Origin of the sequence: Mammaliicoccus sp. H-M34 (genome assembly GCF_022386495.1) — a bacterium.
GTDB lineage: Bacteria > Bacillota > Bacilli > Staphylococcales > Staphylococcaceae > Mammaliicoccus > Mammaliicoccus fleurettii.
Genome location: NZ_JAJNIK010000007.1, coordinates 32395 through 57231, shown reverse-complemented (window position 1 = coordinate 57231; position 24837 = coordinate 32395). Strand labels below are relative to the sequence as shown.

The following is a 24837-nucleotide window of genomic DNA, read 5'->3' as shown; positions in this document are numbered from 1 at the left end:
GGACCTGCTTATACTGTACTTCTTATCAGCACCATCTAGACCTCCTTCTTATTCCTCTACTTTACTAACTCGATATTGCTTTGGGGTTATTCCGTTATTGCGTTTGAATACTTTTATGAAGTGGCTTTGATCTGAAAAGCTGAGTTGATGTGCGATTTCGGAAATGGATAGGTTTGAGTTATCTAACCATATTTTAGCTTCTTCTAGTTTTTTATCTGTTATATAGGTGCTTAAAGTTACGCCTACTTCTTCTTTAAATAGATGGGATAAGTATTTTGGACTTATATGTACTTGTTCTGCCAACTTGTCTAATGTTAATGGTTGGTATAAGTGGTTATAAATATATTGTTGAACTTGGTTTATGGGTTGTGAATATTTAGTTGTATTTAAGTTCTTTACTTTAGTGGCAAATTCTATAAAGATTCGTTCGACTGTTTTTACTAGTACAAATTCTTGTTCTGTTTCTATTTTTTGAATAAGGATATCACTTAGTGAATATGCGACTTCATAGTGTAAGCCGCCTTCTATAGCTGCTCTAGTTGCAATTGTTACTGCTGCAATTGCTAAATTCTTATCATTTCGAATAAGATTGTCTGGAGTCACTACGCCAACTTTATCTATATACAGTGTATTTCTAAATGCACTTTTTATATTTTCTACATCACCGTTTTTTATATACTTATTAAAATTATTTTCTAATAAAATATCATGATGTAATTGTTCTTTTACACGTTTAATTGAAAGTTCAAAATCGATATTTTCTTCTGCATGAGTTATGTTTTGAGAATGGTCTTCGATATCTGACACATTAATTTGTTTTCTAAATAACAGAAAGTATACAAGTTGACTCATGTTCATGAGATTAGCTTTTTTATAATGTGGAACCGAGTTTAAATAAGTTTGTAAACTTTTCTTTAAATAAAGTGGTACGTTATGACGTTTAATATAATCGTAAAAGAGATTATTAGACACCTCTTCTAATACACATGGACCCATGATAAAGTCGAACTTTGCTGTTCTTATACATGAATAATACTCTATGTTATTGAGTAATTTTATGAAAGGTATTTCAGCAGTTGCTTCATTTTCGGTAAAAAGTTGTTCGCATAAGTCTTCTGAAGAGAAAAAGGGGTTTTCTAAATAAGGAAATTTATATTCTTTAATCAGGTTGTTTGAAGTTTTGATGAAAATATTCATACCCGTATTAGCTTGTGTCAGTTTACATATATAATCAAATTCATCATTTATAGTATGGTCCATAAAATCACTCCTTATTTATAGAGAATATACTATTTTTCTAGAATAAATACAATTAAATATCATTGTCCTATATTATAGTTTGAATATAAAGAGCATTCATCTTTACAGATATTTATAACAATATAAAGGTAGTGGTATCTATGAAAAATAGTGAAATCATTAAAAGCTTATCATTAGATGACAAGATCAAAATTGTAACGGGACAAGATTTTTGGTATACAAAAGAATTGGAAAATGAAGGATTAAAGTCACTATTACTTACAGATGGACCTTCTGGAGTAAGGAAACAAGAAGAGGACATTGATGCTTTAGGTTTGAATCAAAGTATTGAAACAATTAGTTTTCCAAGCTTAGCATTAATCGCATGTTCGTTTGATAAAGATTTGTTACGTCAATATGGGGAATATTTAGGACAAATCGCTAAAAGTGAAAAAGTGAATGTATTGTTAGGACCAGGGATTAATATTAAGAGAAATCCTCTAGCAGGTAGAAATTTTGAATATATGTCTGAAGATCCATTTGTATCAGGTAAACTTGGTACAGCATATATTAAAGGGTTACAATCTCAAGGTGTAGGTGCAAGTGTTAAACATTTTGCGACTAATAATAGAGAGAATCAACGTTTTACAAATTCATCTAACATTGACGAACGTACATTAAGAGAAATTTATCTTAGTGCGTTTGAAACAATTGTAAAAGAAGCGGAACCTGCAACAATAATGAGTTCTTATAACTTTTTGAATCAAGTTCCTGTTTCAGAGAACAAATGGTTACTTACAGATTTATTAAGAAATGAATGGGGATATCAAGGTGTAGTTGTATCTGATTGGTCAGCAGTTAAACGTCGCCCACAGTCATTGAAGGCAGGTCTAAATTTAGAAATGCCAGGTAAAGGTGAAGCTACGTTAACTGAAGTGAAAGATGCTATAAAAAATGGTCAATTAGATGAGAATATCTTAGATGTTTCAGTGGATCGTGTTTTAACTTTAATGAAAGACTATCAAATTAAAGAAGAAGTACAGTCTTATGACAAAGAAACTTACCACGATTTCGCAAGAGAACTTGCACGTAAAAGTATTGTTTTATTAAAAAATGAAAACGAAAATCTACCTTTGAAACCTTCATCATTAGGATTAATTGGTGAACTTGCAGAAAATCCAAGATACCAAGGTGGGGGTTCGTCTAAAGTAAATCCATATCATGTCGTAACACCATTAGAAGCTTTTAAAAATCAACAATATGTATATGCACAAGGTTACAATATAAATAATCATGAAGTAGATCAACAACTTCAACAACAAGCAGTAAAAGTAGCACAACAAAATGATCAAGTAGTATTATTCTTAGGGTATCCAGAAAGTTATGAAACAGAAGGACTAGATAAAGACTCCTTATCATTACCAGACAACCAATTAGCTTTAATAGATGCAGTGACTAAAGAAAACGAAAACGTAACAATAGTCTTACAAAATGGTGGAACAGTACTTATGCCATGGGCGGATAAAGTGAAATCTATCGTTGAAACATATTTACCAGGAGAAGCGGTAGGAGAAGCAATTTACGATATATTAACAGGTAAACAGAACCCAGCAGGTAAATTAGCAGAAACAGTACCACAACGAATAGAAGACGTCCCTTCCTACTTAACATTTAATCAAAGTAAAGCAGATGAAAATTATAGAGAAGGTATATACGTAGGCTATAGATATTACGATACAAAAAATATTGAAACACAATTCCCATTCGGTCATGGTTTAAGTTATACAACATTCGATTACAGTAATATGCAAATAACCAATCAAGAGAGTAGTCTAAAGGTTAGTCTAGATATTAAAAATACAGGGAACATATTTGGAGAAGAAGTTGTACAAATTTATATAGGAAATCGTACAAGTGATATCGATATGCCATTCAAAGAACTTAGAGAATTCGAACGCCTAGCTTTAGAAGCAAACGAAACAAAAACAATCAGCTTTGAAATACCACATAAAGCAATGCGTTGGTACAATGAAAACAGAGGACAATGGCAAATAGACGACGGAGAATATATAATTTATGCAGGGTCATCAGTAGAAGACATACGATTAGAACAACCAATCACACTAAATATAACAAACCAAACAACATCAAATCAGATACACGAAGACACATACCTATCAGAAATCGTAAAAAGAAAAGAAGCATTCAAGCAGTCACTAGAACAATACAATTTAGATAAAATAATAGATGCCGTAATAGAGAACCCAGAACTAACCTCAATATTTGAGAACATGCCATTACGCTCACTTATCATGGTTAACATAGACATCAAAACAGTTCGCGACTTTATAGATGCAGCAAATGAAGAGTTGAGTAAAGAAGAGTAGCCATATTCACACAAGTCGGGAGAAGAGTAAACAAGGATAGCCATATTCACACAAGTCGAGAGAAGAGTAAACAAGGGTAGCCATATTCACACAAGTCGGGAGAAGAGTAAGCAAAGGTAGCTATATTCACACAAGTCGAGAGAAGAGTAAGTAATGATAGTCATATTCACACAAGTCAAGAGAAGAGTAAGCAAGGGTAGCCATATTTACACAAATTAAAAGAAGTGTGAATGATTTATATAAGAAATAAGAGCAGGAATTCAGTTTTAACAATGAATTTCTGCTCTTTTTAATTTTCTTAGATATTATCTCACGGACACTTTATTTACTAATATAATAGTATGAGGATTTATGGTTTGTGTATTTGGATAAGAGTTAAATATTTATAAAATTTTGAAAAAAGTAAATTACATTATGGTAAAATCAAAGTGTATAAAGTTGAATACTAAAATAATATAGTTTTAAGTTATTTCTATGAAAATTATGATATATATTAACGAGAACAATGCTTAATGTTAACTTGGAATAAAATATTTCTTAGAAGAAAGACGGAAAAATAAAACAAATGGTGTTATAGCTTTGTATACTGAAGAAGCAAAAGCATCAATTATGAGAGAGACAGTGCATAATTGTTCTACTTGTAATCAAGAACATACTGTTAATAATCTATTAGAATTTGATAATTTAGTTAGTAGAAACACTTTGAATATAAAGCCTGAATTTAAAAAGAATAAGTGTGTTGGGCTATATGATTCTAAGCATGACTCATATATATCTTTAGTACCTTACGAAACATTTAAAGAAAATACACAAAAATATATTGATTTAGCTCTAGAGAAAAAGAAATCGTTTGAATGAATTTAACTTAACTAAAAAGATGTAAATAGAAACATTGCGATTTATTATGGGGGTTTCAAATTTGAGTGATAAATGTTTCAAAGTTTCAAATGAAGTGTATAAAAAACATAAAAAAATTTATAAATTCGATTGGGTTTTAAGATCAATTTTTACTATAGGAATTATCTGTTCTATATTATATTGTTTGAACTTTTTTTCTGGTTTGAATTCTATAAAGGGATATATCATTCTGACTATTATTGTTTTAAGCTGTTCTATCATAATTGGTTATAAAAGCAGAACTTATAGGTCTAAGGTTATTAAATACTCTATGTCTAACGAAGTAATGAAGATTTTAAATGAGAATAATATTAATGATAAAAGCAGTATTCAGTTGTTAAAAGAAGAATTGAAAATAGAAATTGCTGAACTAAAAGATGATCTTAATAATAAAAAAGGTAGAATTAATAGGATTTTTTTATATGTATTCTGGATTCCTTCAGGTTTTTTGTGTGCTTTTTACTTTAATTCGAATGATGCTGTCTTGCAGTTTGAACAATTAAAAGATTTAGCTCTATTACTGCTTGGATTAGCTATTCAAATAATATCTTTAATTATGATGCTATCTGTATTTGAAAAGGAAATGATATATCTAATGGATTCTAGGAATAAAAGATGTATATTAACTTTAGATTATCTAAATGATTATCTGTATTATTCAAAATCTTTAAGAAGTTGATTATTTACATTTTCTAGGAGATTTTGTATAATAACTATAGAGCATAATTTCCGAGACATACATCAAACCCCCTTACTATTTGTGGTAGTAAGGGGGTTTATTTGATGCTGGTTATTTGTCGTCTTTTGTCTTACGTTTATCTAACCAGTATGATAGTAGCGTAAGTGTCGCACCTACGATTATAGGTGAGACTATGTTAGATAGCATAATCTCCATAGACATCACCTCCTCCACAGAAATCTGTGTCTATGAAGTGTGATTGACGACATTTATATTTTAGTTTAATTGTGGTTTAGAGAATACTTTATTTTTGATTTTTTATATTAGATTTATGCAAGTGAGGATCGGTAAACGATTGGGTAATGGTTAGGTTATTAAAGTAAGCTAATTTACTCTCAAAAATGCAAAGTGTTGAAATTTGACACAAAAAGGGATTTTGGACTTTTTATAGATTCTTATTTAGTATAGAATTAACAGTAATAGTATTTTAAAAATTATAAATATATATTTGTTATTATTTATTAAAAATGTTTGGAGTGTAACTATGTCTGAAGGAAATCATAAGAGACAATTTGGTGCTAAAAGTAGTGGTAAGGCTAAAAAGATAAATAATGAAGAGGCATTTCATAATAGTGACGATAAGAACGAGGGTTCTCAGAGTCAAAGAACGCATCATGAATTTGGTGCTTCTGATAAGAATAAGAGTTCGTTTATTGAGAATTTCAAAAAAATGTTTTTATTGTATGACAGAAATGAATGGATTAAAAGGTACTTAATTTCATTAATTATTACTCTGTTATTTATTACGATGATGGGGAATAGTCTTTGGATTGTGGTGCTACTTAATTTTCTACTATTTCCTTTTATTATTAGTGTTGTTGATGATTTTATTGGAAAACTCACTCAAAAAACAAGCTTTGCTGAACAATTACAAAGCTCTGGTTGTTTTGTTGCTAGTATTAGAGTGGTTATAAAATATGTCTTTTTATATTTTGTATGGGGATATTCGTTTATTTTAGGTTTGGTTTCATTAGTTTATATGTGTTTTACAGCAAGAAAAATGTAATAAAGGAGTTTTATTAGTGAAAAAACCTATTTTAGTTGGAAAAGGCTTTTTTAAAAAATCGATTGAAGAATTTGCTGAGCTACCGATAGGCAATGAGGCTGTTATTGTATTTGATGCTATGAAAGACTCTTATTATTTCCCGAGTGGGCTTGGTTTTAAGAATGGTAAGTATAAACTTAAAAGCAATGCTGCTCCTGAAGAAGTAACTTTAGAGGTACCGATTAGTCTAGAAAATGCGATTGTTACGATTGAGAACATGACAATTGATGTTAGCCATCTTGCGGAAGTAGTTGCTGTAAATTCTTTCAACAGTCAACTTATCTTAAACAATGTCATTATCAAACCTAATAATGATTGCAATGGTCTAGTATTGGAAGGTTTAAGAAGTGGAAGTATTTTTCAGAATGTGACAATTACAAAAGCTAATAACAACTTATTTAGTGCAGTAATCAAAAATGGTGCTTCTGTTAATATTTCAGATTCATTAATTGAGAATTTTGCTGTTATAGGCGGAAATGCAATAGTTAATAATACATTATTAGTGGATACTGCATCGGTATATGAGAAGGGCGTGTTACGTTCTGAAAATCTATTTATCGAAAATGAAATTGAAGATACATATGAAATAATCGCTCAAGATAAAAGTAAAGTATTTCTTGATCAATTAACTGTCATTAAAGGAAATGGGTTTGTAAAGTTAGACGATAGTACTTTTGAATTAAAGGCTGTTGATTTAGAAGTAGAGTTTGAGAATGGTAGAGAGCTGATTGTTCATAGTGACAATACCTCTCAAGTTCAAGGTTCTGATTTTGAAGTGTTAAATTTAGATGAACAGAAACAAGCAAACGTTAGACAAATGGATGGAGAGACTCAAGAATCTTATTATGAAGATGATGAGGAGTTAGAAAGAGCATTTGAATTAGATCCTGAAGATGAAGAATATGAAGAAGTACAGTTTGATAGTGAGGAAACAATATCTGCTTTGGAAGAACTAGAAAGTTTAATTGGTCTGGAAAATGTAAAGAAAACGACTGAAAAATTCATCAATGTTGCTAAAATAAATAAAATTAAACAAGAAAAAAACATTGTGACAAGTATGCCATCATTACATTCTATCTTTATAGGAAATCCAGGAACAGGTAAAACTACTGTAGCAAGATTGATTGCGAGAGCATTGTATGAAGAAGGCGTTGTGTTATCTGAAAACTATGTAGAAGTGAGTAAGCAAGATCTAGTATCTGAATTCGTTGGCAAAACGACCCAACAAACTTTAGAAGTGTTAGAAAGTGCTGAAAATGGGGTCTTGTTTATAGATGAAGCATACACATTAAGTCAGAATAGTGGTAGTAACCAAGTTGGACAAGAAGCTATCGATACAATATTGAAGTACATGGAAGATCATCGTGACAGTATTATGATTATATTTGCAGGCTATACCAATGAAATGAATTTATTCTTAAAATCTAATCCAGGTTTAGAATCAAGAATCCCAAATGTATTTGACTTTGAAAATTACAGTTTAGATGCATTATTGGACATAGGTGTATTGGATTTGAGAAATAAAAGTTATGAATTTAATGAAAAAGAATATCGTCGTGTACTAAGAAATGAATATAGACGATCTTTTGATGATAGTAATGCTAGATGGGTGCGTAACTTTAATGAAAAATTAACAACGTCACAGATGCATCGACTTTCTATTGAAAGTAACTTTGATGATGATAGTTTAATGACAATTGAAAATGATGATTATAAAATATTTAATCAAGCTGATGATGAAACAAAACAAAATAATCTCGAAAAGTATTTAGAAGAATTAGACAATCTTGTTGGTTTGAATGCTGTTAAAGAAAAAGTAAAATCGATAATAAATGATGTTAAATTTGATCAATTGTTAGAAGAACGTGGTAGTAAAGTTGAAAAATCTAATAACCATATGATTTTTACAGGTGCACCTGGGACAGGCAAGACAACAGTTGCAAGGTTGATTGCTCAAATTTTTAAAGAGTTAGGTTTATTAAGTAAAGGACACTTAGTAGAAACTGAACGTAGTAAACTTATCGGAAGTTATATAGGACAAACTGAAGAGAAGACAACCCAAGTTGTAGACAGTTCAATGGGTGGTGTACTATTTATCGATGAAGCGTATCAATTATTGCCTAAAGACGGAAGTAGTAATGACTTTGGTGTATTAGCAATTGAAACTTTAATAACAGAGTTAGAAAATAAACGAGATAAATTCTTAGCTATTTTTGCAGGTTATGAAGGAGATATGAAACGATTCTTAGATGCGAATGAAGGATTGAAGTCTCGTGTACCAACTAAAATTCATTTTGAAGATTATACAGGTGAAGAAGTTGCAGAAATTGTTTATAGAAGGTTAAGTTCAGAGTGGAAGTTTAACGATCAAATATTAAGCGTACAAGTTGAACAAAAATATAATCAATTAGAACAGTCACAAAAATCAAATGGCAGATGGGCACGAAACTTTGTTGAAAAGTTATTAAGTGTACATAAAAGCGACTTCTTAAACGACTCAGATAGCCATAAGGACATACACACAATTAAAAACTCTACAATAATTAAGACGATAGATCAATTTTGATAATGAGTCCCTTACTTTTCCAATAGTAAGGGGCTTTTTTTATAAGTTTTTTTAACCTAAAGTTGTAAATATATACCCTAATATGTATACTGTATAATGTATACATTAAAAAGGGGTGTTAATATGGAATTTAAATTAGGTGCGCAAGGTATAGATTTATCTTTCGATCATGCATATTGTATTGGTTATTCTGGTAGGGATGTTGAGAAGACGAAGGCACATATTAATGAGTTGAAAGAACTTGGTGTTCCTGAACCGGATTCGATTCCTGAGATTTATCATTTAGATCCTTATTTATTTAGACAAGATAATGATATTTCTATTATTGGTGAACGTTCGAGTGGTGAAGCGGAAATTGTTGTCATTTTTGATGGGGATAAGCGATATGTAACTTTAGGTAGTGACCATACTGATAGAGAGTTAGAGACTGTAAGTATTCATAAGTCTAAGCAATTATGTGCAAAGCCTATTGCTGATAGTGTATGGAAATTTGAAGATGTTGAGGGGCATTGGGATGATTTAGAGTTGAGGTCTTATGTTTATGATGATGACAAATGGACTTTGTACCAAGAGGATAAAGTGAGTGGTATTTTACCTTATGACAAGTTAATGGATGCTTTGAATGAATTTGGTGCTCATTTAAATAGCACAGTTGTTTATTGTGGGACTGTTCCTTTAGTTGATGGTTTCAAATATCCTGATAAATTTAAAGCTGAACTTGTTGATGCTAATCGGAATAAGTCTATTCAATTGGAATATGGGGTGAGTAATTTATGATGAATATTCAACTTTATCAATTTGAGGTTGTGCTTGGCGATGTTGAAAAGAATGAAGCTAAAATTGAGCATTTTTTCAAAAATGACTTAAGAAGTGATACGGATATTGTTGTATTACCTGAAATGTGGAACAACGGTTATGATTTAGAACATTTAAATGAAAAAGCTGATCATAACCTGGGAAATTCGACGAAATTCATATCGAATTTAGCGAGAGAATTTAACGTTAATGTTGTAGCTGGCTCGGTTTCAAATAAGAAGGATGAAGGGGTTTATAATACGCTAATTGTATTTAACAATCAAGGTGATTTAATTTATGACTACGATAAGATTCATTTAGTTCCGATGCTTGATGAACCTAAGTATTTAGCACCGGGTAAATTGTTGCCTGAAACATTTGAATTATGTCAGAACAAAATGAGTGGCATTATTTGCTACGATTTAAGATTTCCAGAGCCTATACGACGATTAGCTATTGAAGGCAGTAAAGTGATTTTTGTAGTAGCTGAGTGGCCCGAGTCTAGGTTATATCATTGGAGACATTTAAATATTGCTAGAGCAATTGAAAATGAATCATATATTGTGGCTTGTAACTCATGTGGAAATGATGGCAACACGGAATATGCTGGTCATTCTATGGTGATTGCTCCAAATGGTGATGTATTATCAGAAGCTGATAATCAAGAAACAACGTTTAATGTAGAAATCGATTTAGATAAAGTTGATGAAATGCGTAATCAAATACCTGTATTTAAAAATAGAAGAACTGATTTATATTCGTAAACGGAGACAGATTATAAGGGGATGACGTTTAATGAAAAAGTTTATTTCACTATCCTTATTGCTTCTTCTAATCTTAAGTGGTTGTCAAAATTCTACTGAAAAAGTGAATGGAAGTGAACAAAAAACCATAAGATTAGCGCATACAGGATCTGATACTCATCAATATAATATTGCTTCTCAAAAGTTTAAAGAGTTAGTAGAAGAGAAGTCTGATGGGAAAATGAAAGTGAATGTATATGGGAATGGAAGCTTAGGAAACGAAGATGAGTTAGTAGATCAAACGATGACTGGTACTATACAAATGACAACAGTTGCAGCGGATAGTAGTTTATCCAATACAATGCCTGAAATGAATTTGTTTGGTATTCCTTATTTATTTGATAGTAAAAAGGATGTTTATTCGAAATTAGACGGTAAGCCGGGTAAAGATTTATTAGTATTAGCTAAAAAGAAAGACATGAAAGGACTTGGTTATTGGGAAGTTGGTTTTAGACATTTTACTAATAAAAAGCGAGAAATCAAACATCCAGAAGATATGAAAAATCTGAAACTAAGAGTCCAATCTGCAAAAGTATGGAATGAACATTTAAAAACACTTGATGCTATTCCAACTCCAATCAGTTTTAGTGAACTGTACTCAGCATTAGATCAAGGTGTGGTAGATGGACAAGAAAATCCTTTACCGACGATTTATTCTCAGAAATTATTTGAAGTACAAAAATATATATCTTTAACAAATCATACTTATACACCTGCTGTTGTGCTTATGAATGACGATTATTATAATCAATTATCTAAAAACGAGAAAAAGATAGTGGACGAAAGTGTGAAAGAGGCAACTGATTATCAAAGAAAATATATTGCAAGTCAAGAGAAGAAAATTAAGAAGCAATTGAAGGATGAAGGTATGATTATTACGAATGTTAATAGGGATGAATTTAAAAATAAAACTAAAAATGTAGATTCTCAAATTACAGACCAAGTACCTAAATCCATAGTTCGTCAATTTAGCAAATAAGGGGGCTAATTATGAATAAACTGGATATACTAGAGAAGAAGTTTATAAATATTTTGACACATATCATGACGTTTTTCATGATTTTATCAATTGCTATGATTTTGTTGCAAGTACTAACTCGATTCATATTTAAGACTTCTATATTTTGGTCACAAGAAGTGTTAATGCTATTTTTTGTTTATAGTATTTTGTTTGGGGCAGTAATCTTAATGTATAAACAAGAGCATTTACAAGTAGATTTATTTGAAGAAATGCCAGCTAAAATTAATAACATACTTAGCTATTTTGTGAAAACAGTGATTACATTAGTGCTATTAATATTAGTTTATTACAGCATTTTACAAGTATATTTGAGTATAGATGCTAATCAAGTAATGACATCAATTCCAATAGGTAGATGGATTATGTATATTCCGATGGCTTTATGTTTTCTACTCATGATTTATTTCACATGGAAGACAGGTGATGAATCATGATACTATTTTTAATTATTTTGCTGTTTGTACTCATACTTTTAAGAACGCCTATTGCTTTCTCATTAATGGCTGTTTCAATAATTGGTATAGGCTGGACAGGTATTGAGTTTCTAGAAATTATACCGAGAAAAATGTACTTCGGGATTAATAACTTTTCACTGTTAGCTATCCCTCTATTTGTACTAGCTGGAGAGATTATGTCTAAAGGGGGCATGTCCCAAAGAATTGTGAATTTTTCTAAGTTGTTAATTGGCCCATTACCTGGTGGATTAGCGATGGTAGTTATTATTTCGAGTGTATTCTTTGCTGCTTTAACAGGTACAGCGATTGCTGCAGCAGCTGCAATTGGTGGAATGCTTTTACCTTTAATGAAGAAGGAAGGATATGATGAAGGATTTTCTTCTGCATTAGTTGCATCAGCTTCTACAGTAGGACCGATTATACCACCAAGTATTATATTTATTTTATTTGGTGTAATGGCCAATCAATCTATAAGTGATTTATTTATAGGCGGAATAGTTCCAGGAATTTTAATGGGTGTAGGATTAATGATTTATAGTTATTTTGTAGGTAAAAAGAATAACTACAAATCTATGGATAGCTTTCCACCTATTAAAGATATTCTTCTAGGATTTAAAGATGCGATATTAGCATTATTAATGCCTGCAATTATAATTGGCGGTATTATTAGTGGCTTATTTACAGCTACTGAATCTGGCGTAATAGCGGTACTATATGCCATACTTATAAGTACATTAGTTTATAAAGAGCTTACTTTTAAAAAATTATATGATGCTTTGGTTAGCAGTACAAAGACATCAGTTGGTATAATATTCTTAATAGGAAGTGCAGCAGTATTTATTTGGTTTGTATCATTTAACAATGTGCCAGAACAGATACAAAACATGCTAGGAATATTTGCTGAGAATCCATTATTGCTCTTATTGGTTATTAATATAGTATTGTTAATTGCTGGTACTTTTATAGATACAATAAGTGCAGTAACCATCTTCACACCAATATTCTTGCCGTTAATATTAGCTACGAATATTGATCCGATTCATTTTGGAGTGGTTATGGCAGTGAATCTATCAATTGGAATGATTACACCGCCAGTAGGTGTCTGTCTATTTGTTGTTTCATCTATAAGTAAAGTGGATATTAAGAAAATTATTAAATCTATTATTCCACAATTAGCTATTTTAATCGTCGTACTTGTAATTATTACGTATGTGCCATGGCTAATTACTTATCCAGTTTCATTATTTAAATAAATTTTCTAAGGAGGTGTATGTATGTATAATTCACTAAAAAAAGTTAATAGAAATTCAATTAAACAAGAAATCTACGATCAAGTTAAATACTCCTTATTCAATAATGAGTTGCCACTAAATGAGTTCATTACTGAAGTTGAATTATCTAATTTACTTGATGTGTCTCGTACACCTGTTAGAGAAGCAATGAATGAATTGGTGTTGGAACAACTCATGATATTTAAGCCTAGAAAAGGTTATAAAGTAAACACATTTACAAATCATGAAATTGATCAAATATTTTTATTGAGAGAATCTTTGGAAATCGCATGTGTACCTTTTTTAGTAGAAGTAATTACTGATAAACACATACTTGATTTACAAACCATTATAGAACATCAATCAATAGCAGCAGAAAAGAATGATTATTATACTTTCATGTTATTAGATAAAGAATTCCACACATATTTAATGGAAATAATAGAATTTAAATTATTTCTAAAAAGTTATAATGTTCAACATGACTTATCTATATTGATTGGAACACAAGGATTGAAAAGCCAGGGAAGAATGTTAGATGTCCTTGATGAACATAATAAAATACTTAAAGCACTCTCAACAAAAAATACTGACGCTATTATAACTTCAATGAAATCACATCTAGAGAAATCAATGAGAGCATTTAAAGTGAAATAAATTTATAAGATCAATTAAATCATAACCGTTCCAGTGATATTAATATTTTAAAATTAAAAGAGCAGAAATTCATTGTTAAACTTGAATTTCTGCTCTTTTTTTCATTCACAATTATATATTTAACCTCCCATATGGAGTATTTTTCTTTAATACTTCATGCTTTTTAACTTTTGAAATTGTTTTATAAAAGTAATTAATTTATTAAAAATTAACATAATCAAACAAAGTCTGATATATTAGTATGTAAATGTTTCTTTTTCAAACAATTTTATTGTAAAATCAACAATATTATAAGGGGGCTATATGCATTGAATAAATATGATAGATTAGACGAAATAACAGACTTAGTAAATAGAAAAGGTTCAATCAGAATTGCTGAAATAGTTGAAGAACTCAATGTTTCTGATATGACAATAAGACGAGATTTAGCTGAATTAGATGGACAAGGTGTACTAACCAAAATACATGGCGGTGCAAGAAGTAATTCGGCTTTTCAATTTAAAGAAATGTCACATAAAGAGAAGCATACACAATATATTGAAGAGAAAAAACAAATAGCTAAGAAGGCAGCCACAATTATTGAAGAAGGAAACACAGTTTTTCTAGGACCAGGTACTACTGTAGAATTTTTAGCAGAAGAAATTCATAATAAAAATTTATCAGTCATAACAAACTGTTTGCCTGTATTTAATATTTTATTTAAAAAGAAAAGTGAATATTTCAAAGTCTACTTAATAGGTGGAGAAATGAGAGAAATTACTGAATCGTTCACAGGGGACATGACAAACAGTGCATTAGAAACAATGAGATTTAGTAAAATGTTCTTCAGCGCTAACGGCGTAAAAGGAATAGACGTGATGACGTCGACACATGAAGAAGCATACACACAAAAATTGGCGCTTAGAAATTCGATAGAGAAATACTTACTTGTTGATTCTTCTAAAATTGGAAAAGAAGATTTCGTTTCATTTTGTGATTTAAAATCATTAAACGGAGTCATAACAGATGGTAAAGACGAGGATAAAAATAAAATAATAGCAGATTTTACAGAAGTCATCATATAAATAAAAATTAAACATAAAAAGACAAAATCTAAACAGGTTTTGTCTTTTTTTTATAATTTTTAAACAAAATACAACATTAAATGTTGAATATATGTTTAATTGAGTTTATAATTTAAACATAATGATTGTTGTAAGCGTTTATATTGTTTAAAGCAACATGAAATAAACAAATGGAAAGGAAGATATGAATGAATGTCGTAATCGGATCAGATGAAAATGGGAAAAATTTAAAATTATGTATCAAACAATATTTATTAAACAACAATTATAAAGTTGTCGATACTACAGAAGATAAAGATGTGGATTTAGTAGATGCAACTTTAAATGTTGCTAAAGAAGTACAGAAAAATGAAAAGAATTTAGGGATTGTAATAGATGCATATGGTGCAGGTAGTTTCATGGTAGCAACAAAAATAAAAGGCATGATTGCTGCAGAAGTTTCTGAAGAAAGATCAGCGTATATGACTAGGGGACATAATAATTCGAGAATGATTACGTTAGGTTCAGAAATTGTTGGTGAACAACTTGCAATTAACATTGTTAAAGCATTTATTAATGGTAAATATGACGGTGGAAGACATCAAATTCGTGTCGATATGTTAAATAAAATGTGCTAAATAAGGAGGAAGTTTATATGAAGATTGCAATTGGTTGTGATCATATTGTTACAGATACAAAAATGGCAGTTTCACAATTTTTAAAAACACTTGGTCATGAAGTGATGGATTGTGGAACATATGATTTTGCAAGAACGCATTATCCTATTTTCGGAAAAAAGGTTGGAGAAGCAGTTTCAAGTGGAGAAGCAGACTTAGGTGTATGTATTTGTGGGACGGGTGTTGGTATAAATAATGCTGTTAATAAAGTTCCAGGTATACGTTCTGCACTAGTAAGAGATATGACTACTGCTATTTATGCAAAAGAAGAATTAAATGCTAACGTGATTGGTTTTGGGGGCAAGATCGTTGGTGAATTATTAATGTGCGATATTATTGAAGCTTTTATAGATGCTGAATACAAACCTACTGAAGAGAACAAAAAGTTGATTTCCAAAATTAAATATTTAGAAACAGAAAGCGAAAGCCAAACAGATCCTCAGTTCTTTGATGAATTTTTAGAGAAGTGGGATAAAGGTGAATATCATGATTAAAGGGAATTTATTATGATTTTAACGATTACGATGAACCCTTCAGTAGACATATCATATCAAGTGGATAATTTATCAATCAATCATGTGAATAGAACGAATAAATGGAGTAAAACAGCTGGTGGCAAAGGATTAAATGTAACGAGAGTCTTAAATCAAATAAATGAACAAGTTGTAGCTTCAGGTTTAAAAGGCGGTAAACTCGGAGAATACCTTGAACAATCTTTGAATGACTATAAAATAACCAATCATTTTTTTGAAATTCAAGGCAACACAAGAAATTGTATCGCTATATTACACGAAGGAAACCAAACAGAAATTCTTGAAGATGGTCCGACTATTAGTTCTGCAGAAATTGAGGATTTCAAAGCACATTTTGAAGAACTTGTAAGTAAATCAGACATTGCTGTAATTTCTGGAAGCTTACCTAAAGGCGTGGATACCAAATTTTATTCGAATTTAATAAAGATTTGTGATAAATACGCTGTTCCTGCAATACTAGATTGTTCTAATAAAGCGCTTATAGAAGTGTTAAGAGGACAATATAAACCATTGTTAATTAAGCCGAATATCGATGAGCTGTCTGAATTGCTTGGAGTAGATATAGATGAAGATATTGAATCCTTGAAGCAAGCAGTATCAGACCCAATGTTTGAAAATATCGAGTGGGTGGTTGTCTCTTTAGGTTCAAATGGTGTATTCGCTAAACATAACGACAAATATTACAAAGTAGATATACCCCAAATTCAAGTAGTGAATCCTGTTGGCTCAGGCGATTCAATGATTGCTGGTTTTTCTTCTGCTTTGATGAATAAAGCAACTGACGAAGCATTACTTAAAAAGGCGAATACTCTAGGTATGTTAAACGCACAAGAAACAGTTACAGGTTCTATCAATTTAAAGAACTATGATGACCTTTATAACAAAATCAATATTATTGAGGTGTGAATAAATGAGTAAAAAAGATCGGAAATTTGAACAATTAAGAAGTTTAAGCGATGAGAAAGGTATCATATCAGCTTTAGCATTTGATCAACGAGGTGCTTTAAAACGTATGATGGCCAAGTATCAAGATACAGAACCAACATTAGAACAAATAGAAAATTTAAAGTCATTGGTTTCTAAAACTTTGACAGAATATGCTTCGTCCATATTGCTGGATCCAGAATACGGTTTACCAGCTTCTAAAGCACGTAATGACGAGTCAGGATTATTATTAGCCTATGAAAAAACGGGCTATGATGTGAACACTAAAGGACGATTACCTGATTGTCTAGAAGATTGGTCAGTTAAAAGAATTAAAGAGCATGGTGCAGATGCTGTTAAATTTCTTCTATATTATGATGTTGATGATTCTGAAAGTATCAATCTTAAGAAGAAGGCATACATAGAAAGAATTGGTTCTGAGTGTGTAGCTGAAAATATGCCATTCTTCTTAGAAGTATTAACTTATGACGATAACATTCCTGATAATGGAAGTGTTGAATTCGCTAAAGTAAAGCCTAGAAAAGTTAATGGTGCTATGAAAGTATTCTCAGATGAGAGATTTAATGTCGATGTATTAAAAGTCGAAGTCCCTGTAAACATGGCGTACGTTGAAGGATTTGGCGAAAGTGAAATGGTATATACGAAAGAAGAAGCTATGCAATATTTTAAAGAGCAAGAAGCTTCTACAAATCTACCATATATTTATTTGAGTGCAGGTGTATCAGCAAAATTATTTCAAGATACTTTGGAATTTGCACATGCATCTGGCGCTAAATTCAATGGTGTCCTTTGTGGACGGGCAACTTGGGCAGGAGTCGTACCTATTTACATAGAAAAAGGGGAAGAAGCGGCTAGAAAATGGTTGCAGACAGAAGGGTTTAACAATATTAATGCATTAAATAAGGTGCTTAAACAAACAGCTGTTTCAGTTAGGGAGAAATTATAACAAGGAATTAAAGGAGTGTTAACCATGAATCGTGAAGAAACAACAATGTTAGGTTTTGAAATAGTAGCTTATGCAGGAGATGCTAGATCAAAATTACTCAACGCTTTAAATGCAGCACAACAAGGGGACTTTAATGAAGCAGAACAATTAATAGAAGAGGCTAATCAACATATTGTAAGTGCACATAATGCACAAACAGAATTATTAACTAAAGAAGCTTCTGGCGAAGACATTGCGTATAGTGTAACGATGATGCATGGCCAAGACCACCTTATGACTACGCTGCTTCTGAAAGATATGATGAAGCATATCGTTGAACTTTACAAAAGAGGGAGTTAATAATTATGGAAGCAATTATCGCGCAAATTGAAAAAGCTAAACCACTTTTTGAAAAAATTTCTCGCAATATTTATTTAAGGGCTATTCGTGATGGTTTTATTTCAGCAATGCCGGTCATTTTATTTTCAAGTATTTTCTTATTAATAGCATATGTACCAAACGTATTTGGTTTCACTTGGAGCAAGACTTCTGAAGCGGCACTTATGAAACCTTATCAATACACAATGGGTATTGTTGCATTATTAGTTGCAGGTACAACTGCTAAATCGTTAACTGATTCTTATAACCGAAGATTAGAAAATACAAATCAAATTAACTTTATATCTACTATGATAGCGTCGATTTGTGGCTTTTTATTTTTAGCTTCTGATTCGATTAAAGATGGTGGATTTACGAGTGAATTTTTAGGTACTAAAGGTTTACTAACAGCATTTCTATCTGCATTTGTCACAGTAATCATATATCACATCTGTGTTAAGAAAAACGTTACAATCAAAATGCCTGAAGAAGTACCACCAAATATTTCACAAGTATTTAAAGATATTATTCCATTCGCTTTAGTTATTTTAGTGTTATATGGATTTGATTTATTAAGTAGAGCTTTATTAGGAACAAATGTTGCGCACGCTATTATTGAATTCTTCGCACCATTATTTACAGCAGCTGATGGCTATGTCGGTATTACAATCATATTTGGGGCATTTGCATTATTTTGGTTCGTTGGTATTCACGGTCCTTCAATAGTAGAGCCAGCAATAGCGGCTATAACGTATGCCAATATTGAAACGAACTATCAATTATTAAGTTCTGGTGCGCACGCAGACAAGATAATAACGTCTGGGACACAAATGTTTATTGTAACTATGGGCGGGACAGGGGCTACCTTAGTTGTTCCCTTCATGTTTATGTGGCTTACTAAATCTAAACGCAATAAAGCGATTGGTAGAGCATCTGTAGTACCTACATTCTTTGGTGTAAATGAACCAATTCTCTTCGGTGCACCATTAGTTTTGAATCCTGTGTTCTTCATTCCATTTATATTAGCACCAATTGCAAACGTATGGATTTTTAAAATATTTGTTGATGTAATAGGTATGAACAGCTTCAGTGTCAATCTTCCTTGGACAACGCCAGCACCAATTGGAATAGTGATGGGTACAGGTTTAGGTGTATGGTCATTTATTTTAGCAATTACGTTAGTGATTGTAGATATTATGATTTATTATCCATTCGTGAGGGTCTATGACAGACAAATTGTTGAAGAAGAAATTTCTGGACTTAAAAAATCTGAAAATTTGCAAAATAAAGTTAAAGAAAATTTTGATACAAGTAAGGCTGAAAGTATTATAAGTAATTCTCGCAACAATGAAATTAAAAAAGAAGATAGAAAAGTAAGCAATGATCATTTATGCAACAAAGAATCAAAAAGCGTATTAGTATTATGCGCAGGTGGTGGTACGAGTGGATTGCTTGCTAACGCTTTAAATAAAGCAGCTAAAGAATTTGGAGAACCAATTACTGCAGCAGCTGGAGGTTATGGCGCTCATATGGATATTATGAAAGATTATGATCTAATCGTTCTTGCACCACAAGTTGCTTCAAATTATGAGGATATTAAAAAAGATGCCGATAGATTAGGTGTTAAATTAGCAAAAACTGAAGGTGCAGAATACATTAAATTAACACGTGATGGTAAAGGTGCTTTAGCGTTTGTAAGAAATCAACTCAATATATAGAAGGGAATAGATATAGATATGAAAGACTTACCAGAAGATTTTATTTTTGGTGGTGCAACGGCAGCATATCAAGCTGAAGGTGCAACTCAAACAGATGGAAAAGGTAGAGTAGCTTGGGATACTTATTTAGAAGAAAATTATTGGTACACAGCAGAGCCAGCTAGTGATTTTTATAATCAATACCCAATAGATTTAGAGCTTAGTGAAAAATTTGGGATTAATGGAATAAGAATTTCGATAGCATGGTCAAGAATTTTTCCAGATGGTTACGGAAATGTGAATGCTAAAGGTGTTGAATTTTATCATAATTTATTTAAAGAATGTCATAAAAGAAAGGTAGAACCGTTTGTAACGCTACATCATTTTGATACACCAGAAAAGTTACATTCTGATGGAGATTTTTTAAATCGTCAAAATATTGATTACTTCGTTGAATATGCTGATTTTTGCTTTAATGAATTTGAAGAAGTGAATTATTGGACTACATTTAATGAAATTGGACCTATCGGAGACGGGCAGTATTTAGTAGGTAAATTTCCACCAGGTATTAAATATGATTTCGCAAAAGTATTTCAGTCTCACCATAACATGATGATAGCACACGCAAGAGCAATTAAATTATTTAAAGACAAAGGATATAAAGGAGAAATTGGTATTGTTCATGCACTTCCTACTAAGTATCCATATGATTCAAATAATCCAGAAGATGTGAGAGCGGCAGAACTTGAAGACATTATCCATAATAAATTTATTTTAGATGCCACATATTTGGGTAAATATTCCGATAAAACAATGCAAGGGGTTCAGCACATTTTGGAAGTCAATGGGGGAGAACTTGATATTCGTGATGAAGATTTAAGAATATTAAATGATTCAAAAGATTTAAATGACTTCTTAGGCATCAATTATTATATGAGTGATTGGATGAGCGCATTTGATGGAGAAACTGAAATTACGCACAATTCTAAAGGTAATAAAGGTGGATCTAAATATCAGCTTAAAGGTATAGGGCAACGTGAATTTGACATCGATGTGCCACGTACAGATTGGGATTGGATGATATATCCTAAAGGACTTTATGACCAAATTATGAGAGTGAAGGCAGACTATCCAAACTATAAGAAGATTTATATAACGGAAAATGGACTAGGATATAAAGATGAATTTGAAAGTAATACAGTTAATGATGATGCGCGTATAGATTATGTTAAGAAACATTTAGAAATTATATCAGACGCTATAGCAGACGGTGCGAATGTTCAAGGATATTTTATCTGGTCGTTAATGGATGTGTTCTCATGGTCAAATGGTTATGAAAAAAGATATGGATTATTCTATGTAGATTTTGATACACAGGAAAGGTATCCAAAGAAAAGTGCATATTGGTATAAGAAGTTATCAGAAACAAAAATAATTGAATAAAACTTTAAAAAAGCTTATCTAGCGGGATATAACCAAAAGATAAGCTTTTTTATTTGAGCAAGCAAGTTACAGTGCTGATAAGGATAGCCATATAGACAAAACTCAGGAGAAATGTTCACAAGAATAGCTTTACAGCAATAACTTTATCTCTAAATATTTTAGTACTAAACCTTTTAATGCTAAATAGTTTACAGCTAAACTATTTAGTCATATAATATAATTAACAAATCAAACAAGAGCTAAGGAGGACATGATGGATACTAAATTTTTTGAATTGCTACATACGCTAGAATTATTAAAAGATAAGACGATAACAATATTTATGAACCGTTTTAAAAATGTTAATATCTCTCAAATCATTTTACTATCAAAGCTTAAAGAAGACGGACCTCAAAAGTCTTCAACAATTGCTGAAAAGATTGGTTATACACCTGGTGCTATTACAGGTATGACAAATAAATTAATCAAAGAAGAATATATTTTAAGAGTTCCTCAAGAGTATGATCGTAGAGTAACGCTAATTTCGATTACGGATAAAGGCATTAAGTTACTTGAAGAAGCTCAAAAGCAAGAAGAAATTTTAAGGAATGATATATATTCAACATTGAATGATGAAGAAACCGAACAACTTCTTAAAATACAGAAAAAGTTATTAGAACAAGTTGATCGTTTAAAATAAAAGGAAGGGTGTTTATTATGGAAAGATTAGAAAATAAAGTTGTTATGATCACGGGAGCAGCACAAGGCATGGGGAAAATACATGCAGAAAAAGCATTAGAACAAGGAGCAAAAGTTGTCATTACAGATATTAATGAAGAAAGCGGTCATCAGACTGAATCTGAATTAAAAGGAGAAGTTATGTTTATTAAACATAATGTATCTGACGAAAATGATTGGAAAAATGTTGTTCAACAAACTATGGATAAATGGGGACGTATTGATGTATTAGTGAATAATGCGGGAATTACGTACAATACGCCTTTGGAAGAATTGACTACAGATGATTATATGAAGATTGTACAAATTAACCAATTATCAGTATTTTTAGGAATGAAGTCAGTAGCGCCTATTATGAAAGAACAAAATAAAGGTTCTATTATAAATATTTCATCTATGAATGGTTTAGTTGGTGGCGCAATTGGATACACAGATACTAAGTTTGCTGTAAGAGGTATGACTAAAGCAGCTTCTAGAGAATTATCACCATTTAATATTCGAGTAAACTCTGTACATCCTGGTGTTATTCAAACACCAATGTTGGAACAAGAAGGCGTAAAAGAAGCGGTAGAAGAATTCAAAAAGACAATACCAATGAGACGTGTAGCACAAGCAGAAGAAGTTTCAAACATGGTAACTTTCTTAGCTTCAGATGACTCAAGCTATTCTACTGGTGCTGAATTTGTAATAGATGGTGGACTTACTGCTCTATAGTAGATGTTTTGTAGTCGGCTAACGAGCAAGACTGAGGAAACATGATCGTTAGAAATTCTAACGATCAGGACTAACGAAACAAGCTCGTTAAACCACAATAACAAAAGAGGCTGAGACAATTAATTGTCTCAGCCTCTTATCCTTCTATACTAATTCTTTAAAGTTTTCTAAGCGTTTTGCTTTTTCTTCTTCACTGATATCATGTGCTTTTACATATCGGTTGCTTTCGTGTTCTGCACATTCGTGTGAACATGCACCTAAATATTTATGTTCGTTCTCTTCATTTACTAAGAATTGACGGTTACATTCTGGATTACTACAGTTAATATATCTTTCACATGGTGTTCCATCGAACCATTCTTTACCAACTACAGTTTTTTCTACTTGATTCACATCTACACTAATACGTTCGTCAAATACATACATTTTTCCATCCCAGTATTCACCTTTAGTTTCTGGATCTTTACCGTAAGTTGCAATGCCACCTTCTAATTGGCTTACATCTTCGAATCCTTCTTTAAGTAAGAATCCTGAGAATTTTTCACAACGGATACCGCCTGTACAGTAAGTGACGATTTTTTTATCCATAAATTGTTCTTTGTTCTCTTTGATCCAATCTGGTAAATCTCTAAATCTCGTAATATTCGGACGAACTGCACCACGGAAATGACCTAAGTCATATTCATAATCATTTCTAGCATCGATAACAATTGTATCATCTGCTAATAATGCTTCTTTAAATTCTTTAGGTGATAAATAATTACCAGTTAATTCTATTGGGTTTACATCATCTTTTAAATCTAAAGCTACGATTTCAGCTCTTGGACGTACGTGCATTTTTTTGAAAGCATGACCTTCAGCTTCATCAACTTTAAAAGTGATGCCTTCAAATCTTTCATCTGCTTTCATTTGTTCCATGTATTTGTCTGTATCAGCTTTCGTACCTGAAAGTGTACCGTTAATACCTTCAGTTGCTACTAAAATACGACCTTTAAGTTCTAAGTCTTTACAAAATTCTAAGTGCTCTGTTGCAAAAGTTTCGGGGTCAGTAATTGTTGTATATTTATAAAACAATAATACTCTATAATCCATTTTCTTATCTCCTCTATTTTTCTTTATTAATTTATATAAAAGTCTATTTGAAATTATCTTTGTTGAAGTGTGGAACAATATTTATATGAGTGCACATTTTTATCCTCATTATATTGTATCAAAAAAGTTGCATTTTTCAATTGTTTGATTTTGTAAAATAATATGAAATCGTTTTTATTTAGAAAATTAAACTAGAAATAGAGATGGAATGACGTTTAATCTTTTAAGTTTTTAGAAAGAACACTGAAATGTGCATCTAATTTATTTAAAGTTATCATAAAATTTTCGAGTTCTTCTTCAGGCAATATATTTAATAATTGATCAAGATTTGTAATACAAATTTGGCTAATTTCATTTATTTTACTTTGGCCAGTATCCGTAATATAAACACGAATTTTTCTGTTATCAATAGCATCCATTTTCTTCTCAACATATCCACTCTGAATTTGTTGGTTCAGCAATCTACTTAAATTCCCTTTATCCATATCAACAGATTCAGCTAACTCTGCTAAAGTCATTCCTTCATTTTCACTTATAACATATAATAAGTTACAAAAATTCAATGAATAACCATTTTCATTAGCAACATGGGCACATAGAAATTTAAAATTGGCATTTACTCTTAAAAGTTTCGTTTTAAAATCTTTTAATTTTTCATTATTATCTAACGTTTCCATATTAAATCCTCCATTTAATGAATTTTATGGAATAGATTTTACCAAATTTTTATTAGAAGGAAAAGTTTGGGGAGGGAAATAGTATGAAGAATATATAGTTAATCATATGTAATTTTATTTA

General features: G+C 31.2%; 25 protein-coding genes. 21 read left to right on the top strand and 4 right to left on the bottom strand.

Annotated elements, in window-relative coordinates:
* Window positions 1-48 precede the first annotated feature (48 nt).
* A complete protein-coding gene (locus LQ608_RS09535; RefSeq protein ID WP_239751541.1) occupies window positions 49-1260 on the bottom strand; it encodes a helix-turn-helix domain-containing protein in 1212 nt (403 codons plus the stop codon).
* Window positions 1261-1400: 140 nt separating this feature from the next.
* Here LQ608_RS09535 and LQ608_RS09530 point away from each other — a divergent pair, with 140 nt between their 5' ends.
* The 3 genes from LQ608_RS09530 (at window position 1401) to LQ608_RS09520 (ending at window position 5202) form a co-directional block, all read left to right on the top strand.
* On the top strand, window positions 1401-3626 hold the full coding sequence (locus LQ608_RS09530) for a beta-glucosidase (protein WP_239751539.1): 2226 nt from the start codon (window positions 1401-1403) through the stop codon (window positions 3624-3626).
* Between the two features lie 579 nt (window positions 3627-4205).
* The gene (locus LQ608_RS09525; protein WP_239751537.1) at window positions 4206-4484 is read left to right on the top strand and encodes a hypothetical protein; all 279 of its coding nucleotides are present in this window, start codon (window positions 4206-4208) and stop codon (window positions 4482-4484) included.
* Window positions 4485-4545: 61 nt separating this feature from the next.
* Window positions 4546-5202: a hypothetical protein gene (locus LQ608_RS09520; RefSeq protein ID WP_239751536.1), complete on the top strand. Its 657-nt coding sequence runs from the start codon at window positions 4546-4548 to the stop codon at window positions 5200-5202.
* A gap of 111 nt (window positions 5203-5313) precedes the next feature.
* On the opposite strand, the gene LQ608_RS09515 is transcribed toward LQ608_RS09520, so the two are convergent.
* Window positions 5314-5418, bottom strand: coding sequence for a type I toxin-antitoxin system Fst family toxin (locus tag LQ608_RS09515; protein ID WP_107509316.1), 105 nt, complete (start codon window positions 5416-5418; stop codon window positions 5314-5316).
* 328 nt (window positions 5419-5746) lie between these two features.
* Between LQ608_RS09515 and LQ608_RS09510 the strand changes: the two genes are divergently transcribed.
* From LQ608_RS09510 to LQ608_RS09425, 18 genes are all read left to right on the top strand, one after another.
* Window positions 5747-6268: a hypothetical protein gene (locus LQ608_RS09510; protein WP_239751534.1), complete on the top strand. Its 522-nt coding sequence runs from the start codon at window positions 5747-5749 to the stop codon at window positions 6266-6268.
* Window positions 6269-6284: 16 nt separating this feature from the next.
* Window positions 6285-8873, top strand: a complete 2589-nt coding sequence (locus LQ608_RS12525; RefSeq protein ID WP_239751533.1) for an AAA family ATPase — start codon at window positions 6285-6287, stop codon at window positions 8871-8873.
* A gap of 123 nt (window positions 8874-8996) precedes the next feature.
* A complete protein-coding gene (locus LQ608_RS09500) occupies window positions 8997-9650 on the top strand; it encodes a DUF2848 family protein (RefSeq protein WP_239751531.1) in 654 nt (217 codons plus the stop codon).
* Entirely contained in the window at window positions 9650-10432 is a 783-nt protein-coding gene (locus LQ608_RS09495; protein WP_239751652.1) for a carbon-nitrogen family hydrolase, read from the top strand. The genes LQ608_RS09500 and LQ608_RS09495 overlap by 1 nt, the downstream gene beginning before the upstream one ends.
* Before the next feature lie 31 nt (window positions 10433-10463).
* Window positions 10464-11450: a TRAP transporter substrate-binding protein gene (locus tag LQ608_RS09490; RefSeq protein ID WP_239751529.1), complete on the top strand. Its 987-nt coding sequence runs from the start codon at window positions 10464-10466 to the stop codon at window positions 11448-11450.
* Between the two features lie 11 nt (window positions 11451-11461).
* Complete coding sequence (locus LQ608_RS09485) at window positions 11462-11926, top strand: TRAP transporter small permease (RefSeq protein WP_239751527.1); 465 nt, start codon at window positions 11462-11464, stop codon at window positions 11924-11926.
* Complete coding sequence (locus LQ608_RS09480) at window positions 11923-13200, top strand: TRAP transporter large permease (protein ID WP_218702832.1); 1278 nt, start codon at window positions 11923-11925, stop codon at window positions 13198-13200. The genes LQ608_RS09485 and LQ608_RS09480 overlap by 4 nt, the downstream gene beginning before the upstream one ends.
* A gap of 21 nt (window positions 13201-13221) precedes the next feature.
* On the top strand, window positions 13222-13875 hold the full coding sequence (locus LQ608_RS09475; protein ID WP_239751525.1) for a GntR family transcriptional regulator: 654 nt from the start codon (window positions 13222-13224) through the stop codon (window positions 13873-13875).
* Window positions 13876-14183: 308 nt separating this feature from the next.
* Window positions 14184-14939 (top strand): DeoR/GlpR family DNA-binding transcription regulator, encoded by a 756-nt coding sequence (locus LQ608_RS09470; protein WP_239734779.1) that lies wholly within the window; start codon window positions 14184-14186, stop codon window positions 14937-14939.
* Between the two features lie 188 nt (window positions 14940-15127).
* Window positions 15128-15556 (top strand): galactose-6-phosphate isomerase subunit LacA, encoded by a 429-nt coding sequence (gene lacA, locus LQ608_RS09465; protein ID WP_078357462.1) that lies wholly within the window; start codon window positions 15128-15130, stop codon window positions 15554-15556.
* A 17-nt stretch (window positions 15557-15573) separates the two neighbouring features.
* Window positions 15574-16089, top strand: a complete 516-nt coding sequence (gene lacB, locus LQ608_RS09460; RefSeq protein ID WP_239751523.1) for a galactose-6-phosphate isomerase subunit LacB — start codon at window positions 15574-15576, stop codon at window positions 16087-16089.
* Window positions 16090-16101: 12 nt separating this feature from the next.
* Window positions 16102-17034, top strand: a complete 933-nt coding sequence (locus LQ608_RS09455; RefSeq protein ID WP_239751521.1) for a tagatose-6-phosphate kinase — start codon at window positions 16102-16104, stop codon at window positions 17032-17034.
* Between the two features lie 4 nt (window positions 17035-17038).
* Window positions 17039-18019 (top strand): tagatose-bisphosphate aldolase, encoded by a 981-nt coding sequence (gene lacD, locus LQ608_RS09450; RefSeq protein WP_239751519.1) that lies wholly within the window; start codon window positions 17039-17041, stop codon window positions 18017-18019.
* 24 nt (window positions 18020-18043) lie between these two features.
* Window positions 18044-18358 carry a PTS lactose/cellobiose transporter subunit IIA gene (locus LQ608_RS09445; RefSeq protein WP_239751516.1) on the top strand — a complete coding sequence of 105 codons (315 nt, stop codon included), beginning with the start codon at window positions 18044-18046 and terminating at the stop codon, window positions 18356-18358.
* Between the two features lie 2 nt (window positions 18359-18360).
* Window positions 18361-20094 (top strand): lactose-specific PTS transporter subunit EIIC, encoded by a 1734-nt coding sequence (locus tag LQ608_RS09440; protein ID WP_239751650.1) that lies wholly within the window; start codon window positions 18361-18363, stop codon window positions 20092-20094.
* Between the two features lie 18 nt (window positions 20095-20112).
* Window positions 20113-21516, top strand: a complete 1404-nt coding sequence (gene lacG / locus LQ608_RS09435; protein WP_239751515.1) for a 6-phospho-beta-galactosidase — start codon at window positions 20113-20115, stop codon at window positions 21514-21516.
* A 253-nt stretch (window positions 21517-21769) separates the two neighbouring features.
* Window positions 21770-22195, top strand: coding sequence for a MarR family winged helix-turn-helix transcriptional regulator (locus tag LQ608_RS09430; RefSeq protein WP_237687708.1), 426 nt, complete (start codon window positions 21770-21772; stop codon window positions 22193-22195).
* 17 nt (window positions 22196-22212) lie between these two features.
* Window positions 22213-22947, top strand: a complete 735-nt coding sequence (locus LQ608_RS09425) for an SDR family NAD(P)-dependent oxidoreductase (RefSeq protein ID WP_239751509.1) — start codon at window positions 22213-22215, stop codon at window positions 22945-22947.
* A gap of 144 nt (window positions 22948-23091) precedes the next feature.
* Here the strand turns inward: LQ608_RS09425 and trhO are convergent, their stop codons facing one another.
* Both trhO and LQ608_RS09415 read right to left on the bottom strand, forming a co-directional pair.
* Window positions 23092-24039 (bottom strand): oxygen-dependent tRNA uridine(34) hydroxylase TrhO, encoded by a 948-nt coding sequence (gene trhO, locus LQ608_RS09420; protein ID WP_239751507.1) that lies wholly within the window; start codon window positions 24037-24039, stop codon window positions 23092-23094.
* A 215-nt stretch (window positions 24040-24254) separates the two neighbouring features.
* Entirely contained in the window at window positions 24255-24716 is a 462-nt protein-coding gene (locus LQ608_RS09415) for a MarR family winged helix-turn-helix transcriptional regulator (protein ID WP_239751505.1), read from the bottom strand.
* Window positions 24717-24837 lie beyond the last annotated feature (121 nt).

Excerpts from the sequence above, each read along its gene's own strand:
- lacB (WP_239751523.1), top strand. The coding sequence starts at position 15,574 with ATGAAGATTGCAATTGGTTGTGATCATATTGTTACAGATACAAAAATG.
- LQ608_RS09430 (WP_237687708.1), top strand. The coding sequence starts at position 21,770 with ATGGATACTAAATTTTTTGAATTGCTACATACGCTAGAATTATTAAAA.
- LQ608_RS09530 (WP_239751539.1), top strand. The coding sequence starts at position 1,401 with ATGAAAAATAGTGAAATCATTAAAAGCTTATCATTAGATGACAAGATC.
- LQ608_RS09495 (WP_239751652.1), top strand. The coding sequence starts at position 9,650 with ATGAATATTCAACTTTATCAATTTGAGGTTGTGCTTGGCGATGTTGAA.
- LQ608_RS09510 (WP_239751534.1), top strand. The coding sequence starts at position 5,747 with ATGTCTGAAGGAAATCATAAGAGACAATTTGGTGCTAAAAGTAGTGGT.
- LQ608_RS09500 (WP_239751531.1), top strand. The coding sequence starts at position 8,997 with ATGGAATTTAAATTAGGTGCGCAAGGTATAGATTTATCTTTCGATCAT.
- lacD (WP_239751519.1), top strand. The coding sequence starts at position 17,039 with ATGAGTAAAAAAGATCGGAAATTTGAACAATTAAGAAGTTTAAGCGAT.
- LQ608_RS09445 (WP_239751516.1), top strand. The coding sequence starts at position 18,044 with ATGAATCGTGAAGAAACAACAATGTTAGGTTTTGAAATAGTAGCTTAT.
- LQ608_RS09490 (WP_239751529.1), top strand. The coding sequence starts at position 10,464 with ATGAAAAAGTTTATTTCACTATCCTTATTGCTTCTTCTAATCTTAAGT.
- LQ608_RS09515 (WP_107509316.1), bottom strand. The coding sequence starts at position 5,418 with ATGGAGATTATGCTATCTAACATAGTCTCACCTATAATCGTAGGTGCG.
- LQ608_RS09480 (WP_218702832.1), top strand. The coding sequence starts at position 11,923 with ATGATACTATTTTTAATTATTTTGCTGTTTGTACTCATACTTTTAAGA.
- LQ608_RS09425 (WP_239751509.1), top strand. The coding sequence starts at position 22,213 with ATGGAAAGATTAGAAAATAAAGTTGTTATGATCACGGGAGCAGCACAA.
- LQ608_RS09475 (WP_239751525.1), top strand. The coding sequence starts at position 13,222 with ATGTATAATTCACTAAAAAAAGTTAATAGAAATTCAATTAAACAAGAA.
- LQ608_RS09455 (WP_239751521.1), top strand. The coding sequence starts at position 16,102 with ATGATTTTAACGATTACGATGAACCCTTCAGTAGACATATCATATCAA.
- LQ608_RS09415 (WP_239751505.1), bottom strand. The coding sequence starts at position 24,716 with ATGGAAACGTTAGATAATAATGAAAAATTAAAAGATTTTAAAACGAAA.
- LQ608_RS09535 (WP_239751541.1), bottom strand. The coding sequence starts at position 1,260 with ATGGACCATACTATAAATGATGAATTTGATTATATATGTAAACTGACA.
- lacA (WP_078357462.1), top strand. The coding sequence starts at position 15,128 with ATGAATGTCGTAATCGGATCAGATGAAAATGGGAAAAATTTAAAATTA.
- lacG (WP_239751515.1), top strand. The coding sequence starts at position 20,113 with ATGAAAGACTTACCAGAAGATTTTATTTTTGGTGGTGCAACGGCAGCA.
- trhO (WP_239751507.1), bottom strand. The coding sequence starts at position 24,039 with ATGGATTATAGAGTATTATTGTTTTATAAATATACAACAATTACTGAC.
- LQ608_RS09485 (WP_239751527.1), top strand. The coding sequence starts at position 11,462 with ATGAATAAACTGGATATACTAGAGAAGAAGTTTATAAATATTTTGACA.